The sequence below is a fragment of the Paradesertivirga mongoliensis genome (genome assembly GCF_024436395.1).
In the GTDB taxonomy this organism is placed as follows: Bacteria; Bacteroidota; Bacteroidia; order Sphingobacteriales; family Sphingobacteriaceae; genus Paradesertivirga; species Paradesertivirga mongoliensis.
This window is the reverse complement of record NZ_JAFMZO010000002.1, coordinates 771777-788948: the sequence shown is the minus strand read 5'-3', so window position 1 is coordinate 788948 and position 17172 is coordinate 771777. Positions and strand designations below refer to the sequence as shown.

The 17172-nt window shown below is 43.3% G+C and carries 15 protein-coding genes; 11 read left to right on the top strand and 4 right to left on the bottom strand.

The genetic code is table 11. From position 1 onward, the window contains the following. Nucleotides 1–11: 11 nt before the first annotated feature. Entirely contained in the window at nucleotides 12–1613 is a 1602-nt protein-coding gene (locus J3P43_RS09570) for a pectate lyase (RefSeq protein ID WP_255901558.1), read from the bottom strand. Between the two features lie 165 nt (nucleotides 1614–1778). Between J3P43_RS09570 and J3P43_RS09565 the strand changes: the two genes are divergently transcribed. Continuing rightward, entirely contained in the window at nucleotides 1779–2144 is a 366-nt protein-coding gene (locus J3P43_RS09565; RefSeq protein WP_255901556.1) for a DUF2200 domain-containing protein, read from the top strand. Between the two features lie 67 nt (nucleotides 2145–2211). Here the strand turns inward: J3P43_RS09565 and J3P43_RS09560 are convergent, their stop codons facing one another. Further along, complete coding sequence (locus tag J3P43_RS09560; protein WP_255901554.1) at nucleotides 2212–2958, bottom strand: GH12 family glycosyl hydrolase domain-containing protein; 747 nt, start codon at nucleotides 2956–2958, stop codon at nucleotides 2212–2214. A gap of 328 nt (nucleotides 2959–3286) precedes the next feature. On the opposite strand from J3P43_RS09560, the gene J3P43_RS09555 reads away from it, so the two are divergent. Both J3P43_RS09555 and J3P43_RS09550 read left to right on the top strand, forming a co-directional pair. Beyond that, the gene (locus J3P43_RS09555; protein ID WP_255901552.1) at nucleotides 3287–4072 is read left to right on the top strand and encodes an aminoglycoside 6-adenylyltransferase; all 786 of its coding nucleotides are present in this window, start codon (nucleotides 3287–3289) and stop codon (nucleotides 4070–4072) included. A gap of 135 nt (nucleotides 4073–4207) precedes the next feature. Then, a complete protein-coding gene (locus tag J3P43_RS09550) occupies nucleotides 4208–5707 on the top strand; it encodes a hypothetical protein (protein ID WP_255901550.1) in 1500 nt (499 codons plus the stop codon). A gap of 166 nt (nucleotides 5708–5873) precedes the next feature. Here J3P43_RS09550 and J3P43_RS09545 read toward each other — a convergent pair whose 3' ends face one another. Then, entirely contained in the window at nucleotides 5874–6344 is a 471-nt protein-coding gene (locus J3P43_RS09545; RefSeq protein ID WP_255901548.1) for a hypothetical protein, read from the bottom strand. Between the two features lie 147 nt (nucleotides 6345–6491). Here J3P43_RS09545 and J3P43_RS09540 point away from each other — a divergent pair, with 147 nt between their 5' ends. Beyond that, complete coding sequence (locus J3P43_RS09540; protein WP_255901546.1) at nucleotides 6492–7976, top strand: hypothetical protein; 1485 nt, start codon at nucleotides 6492–6494, stop codon at nucleotides 7974–7976. A gap of 148 nt (nucleotides 7977–8124) precedes the next feature. Then, nucleotides 8125–8646: an SRPBCC family protein gene (locus tag J3P43_RS09535; protein WP_255901543.1), complete on the top strand. Its 522-nt coding sequence runs from the start codon at nucleotides 8125–8127 to the stop codon at nucleotides 8644–8646. 161 nt (nucleotides 8647–8807) lie between these two features. Here J3P43_RS09535 and J3P43_RS09530 read toward each other — a convergent pair whose 3' ends face one another. Further along, the gene (locus J3P43_RS09530) at nucleotides 8808–9146 is read right to left on the bottom strand and encodes a hypothetical protein (RefSeq protein WP_255901541.1); all 339 of its coding nucleotides are present in this window, start codon (nucleotides 9144–9146) and stop codon (nucleotides 8808–8810) included. A 299-nt stretch (nucleotides 9147–9445) separates the two neighbouring features. Between J3P43_RS09530 and J3P43_RS09525 the strand changes: the two genes are divergently transcribed. From J3P43_RS09525 to J3P43_RS09500, 6 genes are all read left to right on the top strand, one after another. Continuing rightward, nucleotides 9446–10114, top strand: a complete 669-nt coding sequence (locus J3P43_RS09525) for a TlpA family protein disulfide reductase (RefSeq protein ID WP_255901539.1) — start codon at nucleotides 9446–9448, stop codon at nucleotides 10112–10114. A 173-nt stretch (nucleotides 10115–10287) separates the two neighbouring features. Beyond that, nucleotides 10288–11043 (top strand): hypothetical protein, encoded by a 756-nt coding sequence (locus J3P43_RS09520; protein ID WP_255901537.1) that lies wholly within the window; start codon nucleotides 10288–10290, stop codon nucleotides 11041–11043. A 1-nt stretch (nucleotide 11044) separates the two neighbouring features. Then, nucleotides 11045–11593 carry a hypothetical protein gene (locus J3P43_RS09515; RefSeq protein ID WP_255901535.1) on the top strand — a complete coding sequence of 183 codons (549 nt, stop codon included), beginning with the start codon at nucleotides 11045–11047 and terminating at the stop codon, nucleotides 11591–11593. Between the two features lie 346 nt (nucleotides 11594–11939). Further along, complete coding sequence (locus tag J3P43_RS09510) at nucleotides 11940–12521, top strand: RNA polymerase sigma-70 factor (RefSeq protein ID WP_255901533.1); 582 nt, start codon at nucleotides 11940–11942, stop codon at nucleotides 12519–12521. A 77-nt stretch (nucleotides 12522–12598) separates the two neighbouring features. After that, nucleotides 12599–13699, top strand: coding sequence for a FecR family protein (locus J3P43_RS09505; RefSeq protein WP_255901531.1), 1101 nt, complete (start codon nucleotides 12599–12601; stop codon nucleotides 13697–13699). Nucleotides 13700–13860: 161 nt separating this feature from the next. Further along, on the top strand, nucleotides 13861–17169 hold the full coding sequence (locus J3P43_RS09500) for a TonB-dependent receptor (RefSeq protein WP_255901529.1): 3309 nt from the start codon (nucleotides 13861–13863) through the stop codon (nucleotides 17167–17169). The last annotated feature ends 3 nt before the right edge of the window (nucleotides 17170–17172 follow it).

Genomic DNA, 17172 nt, shown 5'->3' with positions numbered 1-17172 from the left:
AGCTAACTCTTTTATTTAGGGGTACTTGCATTATTGGCTGCTAATTTAACAAATTGAGCAAGAGTTCTCATGTTGCGGATATATAGTGGGGTCGAAATATATTCCGTATCGCTAAGGTCGCGGTAAGGGGATGTGTCTGTTTCATCGCCCACCAGGGTTGATGCGTACTTTTCGGTTACTTCAGAATTCGTGCCATCGCCCACATAAGGATTACTAATGCTTACATGTTTAGTAAGCCAGCGGCCCTGCATGTCTAATTGGGCGATGATATCATTTACCGTCGTTTCATTTGCTTGCAGTTCTGGTCCTTCTTCATCGAGTATTGTAAACAGCTGAGTGTTTTTGCCCCCCTCTTGTTTTAAGGGCGAATTTTTTGTGGCCTCAATTACTGATAAGGCAGAAACTGCAGCATATTCCTCGCGAAGTTTTCTTATATCGATAAATCGCTTGCCCACCATATGCGCAAGCAGGTTTGCGTCGTTGTAATCAGAATAGTAGAATCCAAACTTCACGTTCGAGCCTTTGCGATGTACAAAAACAGGCTTGTTAGTTTCTGGCTCTATATAAAGGGGATGAGAGTAACGTCCACCAGCATTCATACTATCGGGTAATTTTACTTTTTCAAGCCACTCAATAGCCTTAGGTATATGCGTAAGGTATTTCCGGTCGCCTGTGTACTGATAAAACCTCATTAACAGGCGGCAGTTTCCCGCGGTAGTACTGGGCAAAAGAGCCGGGGGTTCGTAGCTGCGGGCGCCTGCAGGCTCCATTTTCATGTTATATTGTTGTCCCCAGGCGCCATTAGCTTGTTGTGCAAGGAGATAGAAATCCATGCCGCGCCGAATAGGGCTAAGAAGACGCTTGTCGCCTAAGGCCTGGTAGCACTGGATCAGGAATTTAATATTCTCGCCAATGACATCGTCGTTAAAGGTATAGTATGACGAGTAGTCCGGGCGGCCCGATTTGCTGAAGTCATACTTTAAGGGGTATCGCTGAGGCCAGCCGCCTGCCGGATATTGGCTCTTTAAGATAAAGTCGACAGCTCTATCCAGCGCGGTTTTATATGCCGGGTCTTTTTTCTGAACATACATCTGCAATAAAAAGCGGGCGGCGCCCGAGGTCACGTCGTCGTCGTAGGTGTCGTTCCCATAATAATGCTGGAATTCTTCAAGTCGCCATCCGTTTTTACCTATGGTATTGTACCAGCGTTTCAGCGAGTTTTCGCCTGCGAAGTCTATCATGTAGTTCCAGCCGCCATTTTTGCTTTGTCCTTTGATTAGTGCTGCGGCAACTTTTTGGGCCGACTGATAAAAGTATTCGTTTTGCGTGCAGCGGTAAGCAATTAATAAAGTGTTTCCAACGGCCACAGTTCCGCCTCCCTGCACCCAGATCATTGATTTATACGCCTCCATTTCACCCCACCTCCTCGAAAGATCGGTAGTATAATGCCAAACAAATCCTCCCCCGGTACTCACTTTGCCGAACATGAAATCTGTAGCACGGCGCATTGCTTTTTCGGCACTTTCGGCTGTTGTGATAGTTTGTGCCGTGGTAATCGACGATAAAAACAGGGCATAGAAGCAAAGGTTCAATAGATACTTAGGGCTGTACATAATTGGTGGTAATGCTAATATCTAATATATACAAAGATTCTGTTGAATTCTTTGAACGGCGAACAGCTTCCTTGCAGGCGGCCAGCATTTAACCCTATATTCGCATATTAGCCCTTAAACCGAGCCACTTTATAATTGTAACAATGTTAATATTAACGCCAAATCATGAACACATCCGATACACATAATCAGCGTATAGCAAAAATGACCTTCGCCTCTGTCTATCCTATGTATGTTGAAAAAGTGGAAAAAAAGGGCAGAACAAGGGAAGAATTGCATCAGGTAATTGAGTGGTTAACGGGATTTGATGACAAGAAACTGCAAAATCTGATAGATAAAAAGGTAACTTTCGAGACATTCTTCGAGCGGGCTTCTCTTAACCCGCGGGCGGATCTCATCACCGGAATGATCTGCGGATACAGGATAGAGGAAATCGACAACAGCCTTACAAAGCAGGTAAGGTATTTGGATAAACTGGTGGATGAGTTAGCTAAGGGGCGGAAGATGGAAAAGATTTTACGCGGCTCGTAGCTGGAAAAGCTGCAAAGCGAAGGCCACTGCGTCAAAAAGCGACCTTCGCTTATTTTGCGTTATCTAATTAAAAAGATACACTATAACTGTTGCATCTAAAGTCCTGGCCTCCATTTGTGTTCGTAATCTCGAAACCATATTGTACATCACCTAAAGTGATATTGCCAAACCAACCCCTGGCCTGTATCCATCTCTGGATGGCCAGAACATCGACGGTCCCGCTGTTTGTTTTGCTTGTTCTCAAGAAAGAGTAAACGTTATTGCCGCCATTATGCCCCCTGAACACGTTCCAGGTGTGGCCACCTATCGAAACGTTGGTATGTGTTGGTATGGGATTTCCGCTCGAATTCCAGTTATAAGAAATTGGTTTTATGTTACCACTCCCGTTAGAGTTGCTGGTATAGTTCATCCAAAGCATTGTTTCATGTTGGTGGCCGGTGTCCCAGATGTCGTATGCAGAAGCCCAGGCGCCGCCCGAAGGTGTGCTTGCATTAAAACTTGATCTGCAACTTCCAAGGCTGCTTAATGATCTGCCCACATATCTGGTAGAATTAGGATATGATTTAATGCCGCCTCCTGTATGATTAGCCCAAACTCCCCAGTTAGAGTATGAGTTGGCCCAAATAGATTGTGGCCCATAGTTCGCGCCCCACACATTGTTGTAAACGGTGTAGCCTCCGTTAGACCAGGTTCCCCATCGGTCGGTTGAACTCCATGCCGCTTTTACGGAAGTTTCGGGTGTTAGAGCATTGTCTTTTTTACAGGCTGCAGCGAATGCAACCAGCATCACAAGTAAAAATCCTTTTGTTTTCATGTTTGGTAATTTTGGTTAATTAGTTAGTTAGTTGTTCGATATGCTCACTTGAGAGGTGAAGCATTTCTGGTGCAAATAACCAGAAAGAAAAAATACTCCCCGTAAATTTGTAGGGGTTCAGATGTTAATTTTTATGCAATTGTCTGTACGTTAATGAATTGTTGCGTTTGTTCCTGGTTTAAGAAACGAGCCTTTTGTCATTCTTTCTGGCCGTTTTTGCTCGTGTAGAGACGGTATATGCTAAGTAATATAATGAGGTGATTTTTTACTTTTCAATCATTACTTTCGAGTCTCAAAAATTGTTGTTGCTTACATATTAATTAAGAATATGGTACAAGTTGAGTTTGCAGGAAGGGCAAAAAGAGAGTTGGAACCAGATATCAATGTAATTGGTTTGGCTGTGGCCGGTTCGTGGCTCACAAATGAAATAGATGAATTCTCTGATCTGGATCTGATACTGGTTACTAAAAACAAAGTTTCGGGTGATTTAGGAAAAATGCTTGGTTACGCCAGACGGCTGGGCGATTTTTTATCCGGATTTACCGGAGAGCACGTGGGAGAGCCACGGGTTTTGATTTGTCTCTACGACAATCCGCTGCTTCATGTGGACATAAAGTTTGTAACGCTTGAAGAATTTCATTCGCGCATCGAAATGCCGGTTATACTGCTTGATAAAGACCAGCAACTGCAAACAGTGTTAAATAGTTCGGAAGCAAAGTTTCCGTACCCCGACTATCAGTGGATCGAAAACCGCTTTTGGATTTGGATACACTATGCTTTGTTAAAGATCGGACGGGGGGAATTACTGGAAGCTTTTGATTTTTTAGGTTTTTTAAGGATGGTTGTTTTTGGTCCTTTGCTTCATATCAAGAACGGAAACTTGCCCAGGGGAGTAAGGAAAGTTGAAACAGAACTGTCAAATGAAGACTTTCAGGATTTGAGGTTAACCATCCCAAACTATAACAGATCCGAATTATTAACGAGTTTGAAAGAAGCCGTTTTGCTTTACAGGCGACTAAGAATTTCTCTCTTTGATGAAACTATAGAATTTCAAAACATTACAGAACAAAAGGTGATGGTGTATTTTGATGAGATAGAAAGACGGCTGGAGTAGGCGGCCTTTGGGGAATATAGCGATTGATAGATTACAACCACTTGAACGGGAAAAATATCTGCGCTCTAGTGGTAATCGTAACCATTTTCCTGTTAATCAGTACAACTGGATTCACTAAACCTACAATTATTCACAATGAAAAAACTTTTCCTGGCAAGTTTATGCCTGCTGTCTTCTACAATCTTTATTCCTGCTTCAGCACAGGTAAAAACCGTAAATTATAAGAACGAATTTTTCAAAGGCAGTACTGCCCTAACTTCGGTTCGGCTAAATGCAGGCGCCGTAGCCTTCGTGTCAAACGATAGCGATAAGGCAGTAGAAATAATTTGCACTGATAACGCCACCCGGCAAAAATGGGCCGCCCGGGTTGACGGCTACATCCACGATGCAAAGATGCTGGGGCATAACCTGTTGGTGGTGGTAAGTACCGATTTTACGATGATGACGCGGGCTAACAGCATTTACAAAGCATATCTTATAAGTTCTGAAAATGGCAAGGTACTAAAGTCAAAAGTGCTTTTTACTGGTAATAACGAATATTATACTATCCCGTACGTCCTGACCTCGAAAGATAAGAAAACGCTAACCCTGGCCACCCGCGAAACTGCGCTCAAGCGTAATGTGAAAGTGGCCCTGGGAACAGTAGGAGCATTGTACACCATAAAAAAGACAATAGACCAGGGAAACCGGATTAAGGCATTTAACGTGTTAATTTTCGACGAGAACCTGGAAGATAAAGGCGCTATCAGTCCCGATCTTCCCGAGGGTGAGTTCATTGGAGTACAAAAGACGGTGAACGATGATCTGTATATTGCCGTTTCACAGAACAGAAAGGGTATTACTATTTCGCAATATCTGCCCGGAAGTGAGAAGTCTGCCAAGTCGGTAACCGAACCGTATTCGTATTATGGCGGATTACTGAGTACGGGCCACCTGAACGACCATGTTACGTTTTTTGCAGACACCATGTCTAATAATGCCGTCTATATCACGGGTTCGTTTAAATCTGGCGATGAATATATCAGCATGTTAAACAAGTACGACTTCGCCGGCAATCAACATAAACGGTTTAAGAAGGTATTTAATAAATCTGAAATTAAAGACATGGAGAAATCTTTCACTCCGGTCGACAAGGAGTTTAAAAAATTACAGCTGGGTTCTGCCAAGAATATGGAGCTTGTTAAGGTGCTGATCCACGATGAGGGATATTTTGTTGTTCTGAGCGACGATAGCTGGACGGCTGGCGGACAGTATTCAGGGCCGATGCCGTACTCTGAGGGGCTGATTGTATATAATCTCGATAAAAATCTGGCAGTAAGAACCGTTTCTACCATTCCCAGATACTTCATCGGTCCGCCGAAGCCTTGTCTCACAGCCTATGCCAAAGGTAACGCCCTGTATATTATGGCGTCACATGAAACGCATGCTAAGTTTGTGATCGGTAAAATCAACGCTCAAACCGGCAAACTGGAAATGATGCAACTAACAGAGCCGGCCAAAGTGGGAAGAACAGATTACGCCGGCTTAGATCAGGCGATAATTTCCGACAACAATATTATTCTCCCGGTTTTGGACCGCAAATTAGCGATCGGTAAAATTAAGTACGATGTACAGTTGTATCAGCTAGCCTGGTAATGACTTCTTGAAGGCTTATTGAGCACGCATCTTTGAAACAGACTGAAAGCGATTTCCTTGCTTTCAGTCTGTTTTTGTATCCGATGGATCTCCTGCACAGCCAATATTACCAATACCGGTGGGTGGCCGCCAGGGCGCATCAAGATCTGAAACACGTATAAGTAGATTAGTGAGCAGATTTGATCCCAGGCCCGCTGGAATTAGCTTCAAGTTCCTTTAACCTTGCTTCTTTCTTAGCCGTCTCCTTATATAAAAGCTTCAATCTATCGTTCGCGTTTTTTAAAGTGAGAGTTGCGTTCTTCGACGCGTGAGCCGCCTGTTTTGCTTCATCAGCCTCATCCTCCGCTTTGTCAATTTGTTTTAACTTCCCTTTAGTAGCTTTTGCCGACTGCTTGCGGCTTTGTTCCAGCTGTTCTTTCGATCTCAAAGAAGCTTGATGAACTTTTGCTTCATACAAGGGGATATTTGTTTCCAGCTCTGCAATTCTCTTTTTTAGTTTAATTAAGTCGCTCGACAAGTCTTTTGTCTCTTTAAGTACACGTAAACTGTCGGATTTAAAAAAACTGCTCGCAGCAAATGCTGTATTAGATAACCCGATGGTCAGAAACAGCGATAATAGAAGATAGATCTTTTTCATAAGAGGAGTAACTCTATAATGATGCCACGTATTGTAAGATGTTGATTTTAAGTGTGATAATATCCGTTTGTTTGCCCGGCGCATACAATCCAAACAATATGCGCCGTGCTATACTTTTATAGTATATCATTAAGCGTTACCTACGAAATGCGAAGTTTATTTTTGATTGTCTTTCTAAATGCAGCGTTTTTATTAAGCGCGATAGCTCAACACGACCACGATCACGACCATGAGCCGGCAAAGAAGCCAGCAAAAGCGGTTAAACCGGCTACAAAAGACACTTCTAAAACCGCAGCAAAACCGTCCCCTGCGAAAGCACCTGTGCAGCAGGGCGGACACAACCACCCGCCGGCAGCCACCAACGGCTCAGAGCATAATCATTCAAGTGGGCATGTAAACACGGCGATGTCACATGCATTCTCCCGAAGCTTGCCGATGACCCGTAACGGTTCGGGAACCTCCTGGCAGCCTGATAACTCGCCCATGTACGGATACATGTTCCATAAAAAAGACTGGATGTATATGCTGCATGGTGAAGCTTATGTTCGTTACAATAAACAGGATCTGACAAATAAAGGAAGCCGCGGCGACAGCAAATTTGATGCTCCAAATATGGTGATGCTGATGGGGCAGAGGAATACCGGAAAAAAAGGATTATTCCACTTCAACATCATGCTTTCGCTCGACCCTATTACTGTTGGCGGCGAAGGCTATCCGCTGTTGTTTCAAACGGGTGAAACTTATAAAGGACAACCGTTGGTAGACCGTCAGCACCCGCATGATTTCATCTCAGAATTATCGGCAAGTTATGCACACTCATTTTCACGCAAGGCAGACGTATTTCTGTATCTAGGCTATCCCGGTGAACCTGCGCTGGGCCCAACGGCCTATGTTCACCGCCCTTCCGGTTTCTTTAATCCCGATGCGCCTTTAACCCATCATTGGGTAGATGCAACGCACATCACTTTCGGAGTTGCTACTCTTGGATTCAGGTATAACAACTGGAAGATCGAGGGTTCTTCTTTTACCGGTAGAGAACCGGGTGAAAACCGGTACGACTTTGACAAACCAAGGTTTGATAGCTGGTCGCTGCGCCTGTCACATAATCCTGGCCCAAAATGGGCAACACAGGTATCGCACGGGTTTATCAAAGAGCCCGAATCACTTCATCCCGGCGAGAATGTAAACCGAACTACCGCCTCAGCAACGTTTAGCACCAGGGGAGCGGGCGAAGAATTTATTAATCTCACAGCACTTTGGGGAATGAACAAAACTGCTCATCACGCTGCCGAACACGGCGCTCTGGTTGAAGGTTCGTATAACGTGAGAAAAACAACGGTATATGGCCGGTACGAGTGGGTGCAGAAGTCGCTTGAAGAGTTAAGCCTTGACGAGGATGTTTTCGGCCACGATGTAATTTTTCCGGTTAATGCTTTTACTGCGGGCGGCTCGTACGATATACTTCTCCTCGGTAAAACTAAAATTGCCCTGGGTACACAGCTTAGTGTCTTCAAGCCGGATGATAGGCTAAGCGCACTTTATGGCAAAACACCCGTGTCGGGGCAGATATACCTGAGAATTTATCCAAGAGCGATGGGGGTGAGTTCGGGGAAATTCTACGCTCCGTATTGATGCTCGCCTTGCACTCAGTGGTCAGGTCCGTCTTTTATTCAGTGCCAGAAATACCTGTCCAAAACAACCCGCCATAAAGTCTATTTTGCACCTCCCATCAATTGACGTTACTGCATTACTTTTGATTTATATCAGAAACTGAGCAATTATGGACAACAAAAGTTACACAGCCACCATCTTGGTCGATCAAGATCCGGCAACTGCATTTAACGCTATAACAAACTTTCGCGCCTGGTGGTCTGAAGAAATTGGAGGCAATACAGATCAGCTCAACGGAGTTTTTTTTTATCACTACAAGGACGTTCATTTATGTAAAATCAAACTCATTGAGATTATTCCTGAAAAAAAATTAGTCTATCAGGTGCTGGAGAACGAATTTAGTTTCACAGAAGATAAAACTGAATGGGTTGATACCCGGCTGGTTTTTGAAATAACCAGCGAGGGTGGCAAAACTAAAGTGCAGTTTACTCACGAAGGTCTGGTGCCGGATTATGAATGTTATGATGTGTGTTTCGAAGCTTGGACAGGTTACATAAAGAAAAGCCTTTACAGTCTTATTACTACCGGTAAAGGTGAACCTAACCCAGCGGAAGGAGACGGATTTAACGCCGCTCTGGCCGAAAAATGGAAATTAGATGATCGGGCGTCAGATGATAGAACTCGGCCTTAGATAAGTAAAGCGTTAAAACCGGATCTATTGCAAGCAGACTTGCTGAAGAGCTGAGCTGCTGGACCCGGTAACAATGGCGGATGCAAAAAAGCTGCCTCAAAATCTCTTGATTTTGAGGCAGCTTCCGTTCACGTTATCTCAAACAGCTCAGGTAAGAAGAATTAATTCCACATAGTACCATCCAGCCCTAAAACTGTACCAAGCCACAGTGCAATTATATATCCGATTAAACTTAACGCAATTGCCAGAGCTCTTTTCCACCCGCCCTGAATACGCAAATAATCCATAAAATAAATAAATACTCCGGCTATTGCGCCGGCTGCCGGAACGACCAGCAAAGGTCTAACCATCCAGAATTTGCCCCAGTCAGGGTTTGGCTCCCCGGCGCCCAGTAGAAAAATTAGGATCAGAACGAATGCAATTGCTGCACCCTGGAGCATCCGCCTACCTAATGAGGCCGGATGAACTTGTTGTGTTGTTAAATCGTTTGTCGGTGTCATGATAGTTTTATTATAATAGCAATTGACGTTAAAAGTACTTTGTGTTTCAAAGTTAAGTAAAACCAGCTTATATATCCAAGTATTTGTTGAAATTAAACACATCTGGTACTATCTTTAGCTTATAAATCATATCCGGAAATGAGACTGGACTTTGGCTTTTTGGCCCTGGCTATTTTTCTTGCAGCTTGCAATGGGACAGAAGGTGCCAAACAAGCAAGTCGGACAAGAAGCCGCTCAGTTTCGAATCCGGGTCAGGCCGGCGGTTTAATGTTGACCGGAATGACCTATTAAAAGACCCGATGAAGTGGTATACCTATACCTATAATAACATCCATCTGGGTCGAAATTTCATTTCTCTTGACGCCGACTCTGTGAACATAGACAAGAATAGTTTTTTAGATCGTTTGGCAACCGGCAAGTTCGTTGCCTTTAAAACAATGCTGATCGATTCTGTGCCCGTGTACCAACTGCATAGGCTAAGTAAGCCGGATGAAGCAATTAGCAGGACGATTTCGCAAATAGCCGGCACAGAAATACGGCACGAAACGCTGCAAGGCGAAAAACTCCCTGTATATAGTTTCACCGATTTGGATGGAAGGTCTTACAATGAGATCAATACGAAAGGGAAATTGCTTGTGGTAAAATGTTGGTTTATCAGTTGCGGAGCCTGTATAGCTGAATTTCCGGAGTTAAACGCCCTTGTTAACAGGTATAAACACAGGAGAGATATACTATTTATCAGCTTAGCGTCTGATGGCAAACAAGAGCTTCAAGATTTTTTGAAAAAGAAAAAGTTTAATTACTTGGTTGTGCCCGATATGGGTAAGTATATGGAAGACCAGCTACAGGTGAATGCATACCCCATGCATTTGTTGATTGACAAAGAGGGTGAAATCCTAAAGTCCACCAATTCGGTACACGATCTAATCCCTTTGCTGGAAGAACACGCGAACCTGTCTTCTTTGTAATAAATTTTGCTTGAATAATTTAAGAGATGATTTATTGTTTCCTCAGCCGGTGCCTGGCATCTCCAAAGCTAGCCCACAGAGATCTTCGCTAATTAAAATATTTTGCTCTGATAATGAGCCAGATGTCTTTTAAATAACAGGTATAAATTTTATATTGCTTAAAATTTATACCTATGAAACCTTTGAAAATTATAACAGCGGGCTACCTCGCCCTTTTCTTGAGTTTATCTGCTTATAGCCAGACCAGCTCTCGCCCGGATTCGATTGCGAAGCTGAACGGCCTTGTAACAAACTTCCTTTACATAAGCAACAGTTACGTAGATAAGCCGGATAAAATGGTCCAAGGTTTCATCCTGGAATCCCTGGATTCCTTGGGAAGAACTATTTGGAAAAGCGGGATTATCGCGCCCTTAGATGCCGACTCCGGCGGCTATTTTGTTAAAGCCGAGATACCTTTACATATCACCAGGTTTCATGCAAATATTAACTGTTCACTTATATATCAAAATGTCGGAAAGGAGGTTTCCAAATCCTCGCGAACCGGAGGGGGTGGATTGTTTGGCTGGGGAAATGCCGGGCGGAAGTCGAACGCTAAAATTATAATAAAGCCTGATACTATGTCAATGCGTTACGGAACTACTGCCGGAAATATTGAGCTGGAGTTAAAATCTAATCCCCGGGGGGCCGAAACATTTCTGGTTCCATACCGGACATGGCTTTCTAAGATTGAACGGCCAGGGGGTATTATTGATTACGACACTGTAGAAAGAAACTGGAGAGTGAACGGAGGCCTAACAGATTTGCCCGTATATGTTGATGAACGGGTCTTTATGGTAGTGTTTAAACTGAACGGCAGGTATAAGACCTTACTTCATCGTACACTGCCCAGAGCTGTCTCGGCAAAGCAGCCTGTTTTTGTGAATTTTTGATATGAAAAGTTTGTCTGTAATCTTATCCACAGCATCGGGAGTTTTTGCAGTAGTTCCGGGAATTACAGTTATGATAAGCGAAGTAGGAGTGCCTCCTGATTCTTCAAAGGCATTGTTTGCGGGCATTATAGAAGCCCTGGGAGTGATCACACTTATGTTGCTATGGTTAAATCGAAAGTTTATTATTCGACAATCGTCAAAGGCGGTAACGAAAAATGCTATATTAGGAGTGGTACTTTTTATAATCTCTCTCTTTTCTTATATCTTTTTGTACGGCATTCTTGTAGAAGAGGTGTTCAGATCTACTCCTGTATTTTTTCCTTTGTGGGAAAATGGCGAACTAAAAGAACTTCTTTCGCAATATGGAAGTCGCTCGGCCTTAATCAAGGAGTTTGGCCGTGATGATATATTTGAATTAATTCAGCAAAGCTCGAAAGTGCCCCTCCTCTTAACCACTATTTTATTTCTCTTTATATATCAACTCATCTTTGTTTCTCTCACCTTTTCTTTTGGCTTACTGGCCGTTAAAAGCAGTGCTGAGCAGAGTTAGAGTTCAAGTTCAATGCGGTTGTTTACGGCACTTAAAATCTGCGTGGGCTCACTGCAGGAAGTGTAGATTCTGCAAACGCCTGCAAACAGGGAGGATGCAGGCGTTTAGCTAACCAATTATAAACCTGCTTGTACTACATTTCAGGTTTAGGTTAGTTTTGGAAAATTTAATTTTCGACCGGTCTGTGATTTAAATCCCGATCAATGAAAATATCGTACAATAGTAGGAAAGGATATTATAGATAATTGCAGCCCTGCTTCACTAAATTTGTTTTGCGGAGCTTCCAAGCGCTTCCTCCATTTAAGGCCAGCTAATCTCTGAACATTAACAAGACGAGGAAAGATAGATGTCGACGACTGCGTTTACGTACACGATAAGTGATGATTGCCGGGCAGAAGATACCACTGTATTAAGCGATGAAAAGGCATTCGAAAGCCTTTTTAAAACCTATTATGCAAAGCTCTCTTTTTTTGCCAACAAATTTGTTAACGATCTTCAAGTGTCAGAGGAGATTGTTTCTGATACGTTTACCGGTCTTTGGGAACAGCGTAAAAGCCTTGAGATTACTACGTCCATGAATGCTTATTTGTACCGTATGGTTCAAAACCGGTGCTTAAATTACCTGAAGCATAAAAAGGTCGAAAGTGAGTACGTAAACTACCTGGCGAAACATAATATGCTTACCGAAATTCCGGCCTCTGCTCAAAATCCTTATTTTCAAAAAGAGTTGGAAGAACAAGTACAAAATGCAATTGCTGCTCTTCCAGAAAAATGCCGCGAGGTTTTTAAGATGAGCCGCTTCGAACAACTTAAAAACAAGGAAATAGCCGAGCAGCTAAATGTGTCTCCAAAAACCGTCGAACGCCATATGACTATCGCTCTCGATAAATTGCGGCATTGCCTCAAACACTTGTTTATCGCCCGGTAGACTTTCTTGCAGATTAAAAAAAAAAATATTTCTTCTTTGGGGGTATAAGCTCCCTTAATTGTCTTATATCCGATCGCATGAGGGAAGATATTAAAATTTCGCTTATAAATTATATCACGGGCCAGGCCGATGAAACCGAATCTGCAGAGGTTAGGGAATGGATTCGAAGCAAGCCAGAGAATGAACAATATTACTTTGAACTCTATGAGGCATGGCACGGCAGTTTATATGCAGAGAGGGATATAGTTGATGTAGAAAGTGCTTATGCTTTGTTTCGCGCGAAAGCGTCAGACAGAACACCAGTGTACAGACGGCTGCGATTCCTGCCAAAACTTGCAGCTGCAGCTCTTGTTGTTTTCGCGTGTGCAATTGCTGTGTACGATTTTATCTCAACTAAACCTCCGGAAACGCTGATCGAACTTAGCATTCCGAAGGGATTAACAAAAAAACTGGTATTGCCTGATGGTAGCACTGTTTGGATTAATGCAGGAAGCCAGATTACTTATTCCAGGGATTTTGGTAAGACGGACCGCGATGTTTTTTTAGTGGGAGAGGCATATTTTTATATCGCTAAAACGGATACGGAAATTCCCTTTCTGGTTAAGACCGACAAATTTACCATCCGGGATGTTGGTACGGTATTCAACGTTAAAGCCTATCCCGAAGATGAGGTGTTTGAAACCACGGTAGTCGAAGGCAAGGTATCTGTAGAGGGAAAATTAACTCAGGGTTCTGATTTAGAAAGCAAGGTTTTTTTAGATGCAAACCAGGTTCTTAAAATCAATACCGACGAAAATAAACCCACTGGGAACAAAGCCGGAATTCGGGCTGCCGAGCCGGTTAAGGTTATGCAGATATCTGATTCACAGATCGAAAAATACAATGGATGGAAGGATGATTTTTTGATTTTTGAGGGCGAGACTTTCGAGGAAATCTGTAAGATATTGGAACGGCGTTACGATGTAGAGATCGTATTTGGCAACCAGGAATTAAAAGCCTATCAATACACAGGAACTTTTAAGAACATCGAAAATATTTCGACTGTTTTCGAAGTTATAAAAGAAAACACTCCGATAAAATATAACACAGATGGTAATCGTATTACTATTTTAAAAGCAAACCGACCAATTAATATTAATCTAAAAGACGACGATGACTTAAGAAAAAACTACTATTAACCAAAAACCGGGATGCTCGAACATCCCGGAGTTCTTGAATTAACAGCTAATACCCGCGCTTGGGGAAGCAACGTATTAACTATAACTAACCCAAATTTATGATTTTTTTGTGTAGAAATTCTCTATTCGCCATTCCTATCGGGCGAAAAATCCTAAGAGCTATGAAGCTTATTACATTTTTGATCTTCGCCGGAGCGATGCAAATACATGCAGCCGGTTATTCTCAACGTTCTTTCAACCTCAGTGAGACGAACACAACGGTCAAAGAAATGCTGAGGAAAATAGAAAAGACCAGCGATTATACCGTGTTTTACAGACATGACCAGATTAATCTGAATCAAAAGGTCACAGTATTTGCGGATAATTCGACAGTAGGAGAGGTGATGAAGCAGGTGCTTCAGAATCAGCCTCTTACGTTTGAAGTGGTTGATAAGATGATTGTTATTAAATCGACTGCTTCGCAGAATGCGCAAGACTACACTATCACCGGTACCGTTACCGACGAAAGTGGCGAGGCGCTGCCAGGGGCCAGTGTTAAGTTAAAGGGAACCAATATTGGTGTCACCACCGATATCAACGGTGCCTTTGCCCTGAACGTTCCGGGTGAAGCCGGTGCAACGCTGGTGATCAGTTACCTTGGTTTCAAACAACAGGAAATTGCGGTAAGCGTCAGTCAGCGGAGTGTTCAGGTTAGATTGGCTACCGACGCCGCTGCTTTGGAAGAGGTGGTTGTTATTGGGTATGGTACTGTAAGAAAGCGGGATTTAACAGGCTCGGTAGCTTCTGTAAAAGCGGAAGATATTGTTCAGGCGCCGACTCATAATGCCATTGAAGCCATTCAGGGACGAGTGGCGGGTGTTGATATCACCAGAGCAACCGGAGCGGCCGGTGGCGGTGCAAATATTACTATACGGGGAAATAAATCGATAGCAACTAAAGACAAGATGGCCGAGAGAAATGCACCATTATACATTATAGATGGATTTCAAGGTGGCGATATCAGTACATTAAATACTAACGATATCGAATCTATAGAGGTGCTTAAAGATGCTTCCTCAACCGCAATTTATGGAGCCCAAGGTGCTAACGGTGTTATCATTGTTACCACCAAAAAAGGATCTGCCGGAAAGGCGAGAGTGTCTTATAGCTCATACTTTGGTGTTAACAAATATACTTTTCCCGAATCCCGCACAGGTGAAGATTACCTGAACCTGAGAAGGGAAGCCTGGAAGAATGCTCCGTCAGGTTCACCCACCTGGACCGGGCCGCAAGACGACCCACTGTTATTTGATATTGCAGGAGAATACGCCGCAGTACAGGCCGGTCAATGGGTTGACTGGGTTGATTTAGTGGTGCAGGACGGAACTCAGCAAAGCCATACTATCTCGGTGAACGGTGGTTCCGAAAAAACGAAGGTGTTTGCCTCTGCAGGTTATTTTAAAGAGGAGGGTATGCTGCGTAACAATGAATATAACCGCTATAATGGCCGGTTTAACGTCGACCAGATAATAAGCAAATGGGCCAAAGCCGGAATTCTTAGTCAGGTTACTTACAACAACCAGAATAACAGACGTGATCCATTATCGGTAGCCTCATCGATCACCCCGCTCGGAGTACCATACGACGAATTTGGTATGATACGTACGTATCCTATAGATTTTGACAGAACCAGGATAAGCCCACTTGCGGATGAAAGAACCGAATTTGTGGCACGCGATAATAACATTCGCACAAATGTTATCGCTAACGGGTACCTGGAACTTACCCCCCTTAAAGGCTTAACTTTCCGCTCTAATTTCGGTAGTAATTTAGACTTTAACAGGAGAGGGGTTTATAACGATGCCACATCGCTGGCTCAAAACAGCTCCAAGACAAGCTTCACGTCGTCGTCGACCCAGTTCAGGCGCTACCTGAATTGGGATAATATACTGACGTATAACAGAACGATCGCGGATGATCACAACCTTACTTTGACAGGAATTACCAGTTATTTACGCGAAGACAACGATAACTTATCTGCTTCAGGAACCAACCAATTGCTGCCTTCCCAGCTTTTTTACAACCTCAACGGTACCAGTGTAACTGGCAGGAACATCAGCTCGCCATATATAAAATGGGAGAATATGGCTTATGCCGGAAGGTTGAACTACAGTTACAAGGGTAAATATCTTTTAACTCTTACGGGCAGATACGACGGTGCGTCGAGACTTGCTGATGGAAATAAGTGGGCTTTTTTCCCCTCGGCGGCTATTGGCTGGAACGTTTCGGAAGAATCATTTATGTCCTCTCTTGAAGAGATCAGTAATCTTAAGTTGCGGGCAAGTTATGGAGTGTCAGGGAATTATGTAATCGATCCGTACGGAACTCAAAGCGGATTAACCTACAGTACCCGAATGAGTTTTGGGGAGATTTCCGCTCCAATGTACGGGTTCAACGCTACAGTTGGTAATCCGGAACTGGGCTGGGAAAGTTCCGCTACCACCAACTTTGGTTTAGATCTTGGCTTGCTAAACGACCGGATAACTTTGACTGCAGACGTTTATTCTACCAAGACTTCAGATATTTTATACAAAAGAAGTTTGCCGCAGTCTACAGGCGTGGTTGACGTTCTTCAAAATATTGCTTCTACATCCAACCGCGGATTTGAACTGGCAATTACCTCGCGTAATGTCCAGGGTCCGGCATTTAAATGGAATTCAACACTCACCTTCAGCAGAAATAAGGAGAAAATCACAGGGTTATTAGATGGTAGGAACATTCTTGCCACCGCAGCCGAGCGCGAATCGCTTCTTTTAGGTCATCCGATCAACTCTTTTTATACCTATAAGAAATTGGGTATCTGGCAAACGCATGAAGCTGAAGAAGCGGCAAAATACAGAGTGAACAGTGCTACCGGTAATCAATTCAAGCCGGGCGATATCAAACTTCAGGATTTGAACGGCGATTTTATTATAGATGCAACTAATGACAGAACCTTCATCGGCTCAACGGTTCCTGATTGGGTGGGTGGTTTGCAGAATAATTTCAGCTATAAAGGTATTGACCTTGGCGTATTTGTTTTCGCGAGATATGGCCAGATGCTCGATGCTGAGTTCCTTGGACGCTACAATCCGGGAGGTTTAGGTAATGGTCCAGCTTTTATTAACTATTGGACACCTGAGAATCCAACAAACGATTTTCCGCGCCCAAGAAAGAACGAGGCTAATCTGACCAATTATCAAGGTTACCAAACCTTGAACTTTACAGACGGGTCGTACTTCAAAATTAAGAATGTGACCTTAGGATACACCTTACCTAAAAAGGTATCACAACGGTTTCTGGTAGATAATTTAAGAATATATGCTACCGGGTATAATTTATTGACAGTTGCCAAGAGTCATTTGGTTCAGGACTACGACCCTGAAAGGGGAGGCTCGGAGTCTTCTCCGCTTAGCCGCCAGTTTGTATTCGGTATAAACTTAGGATTGTAAAAG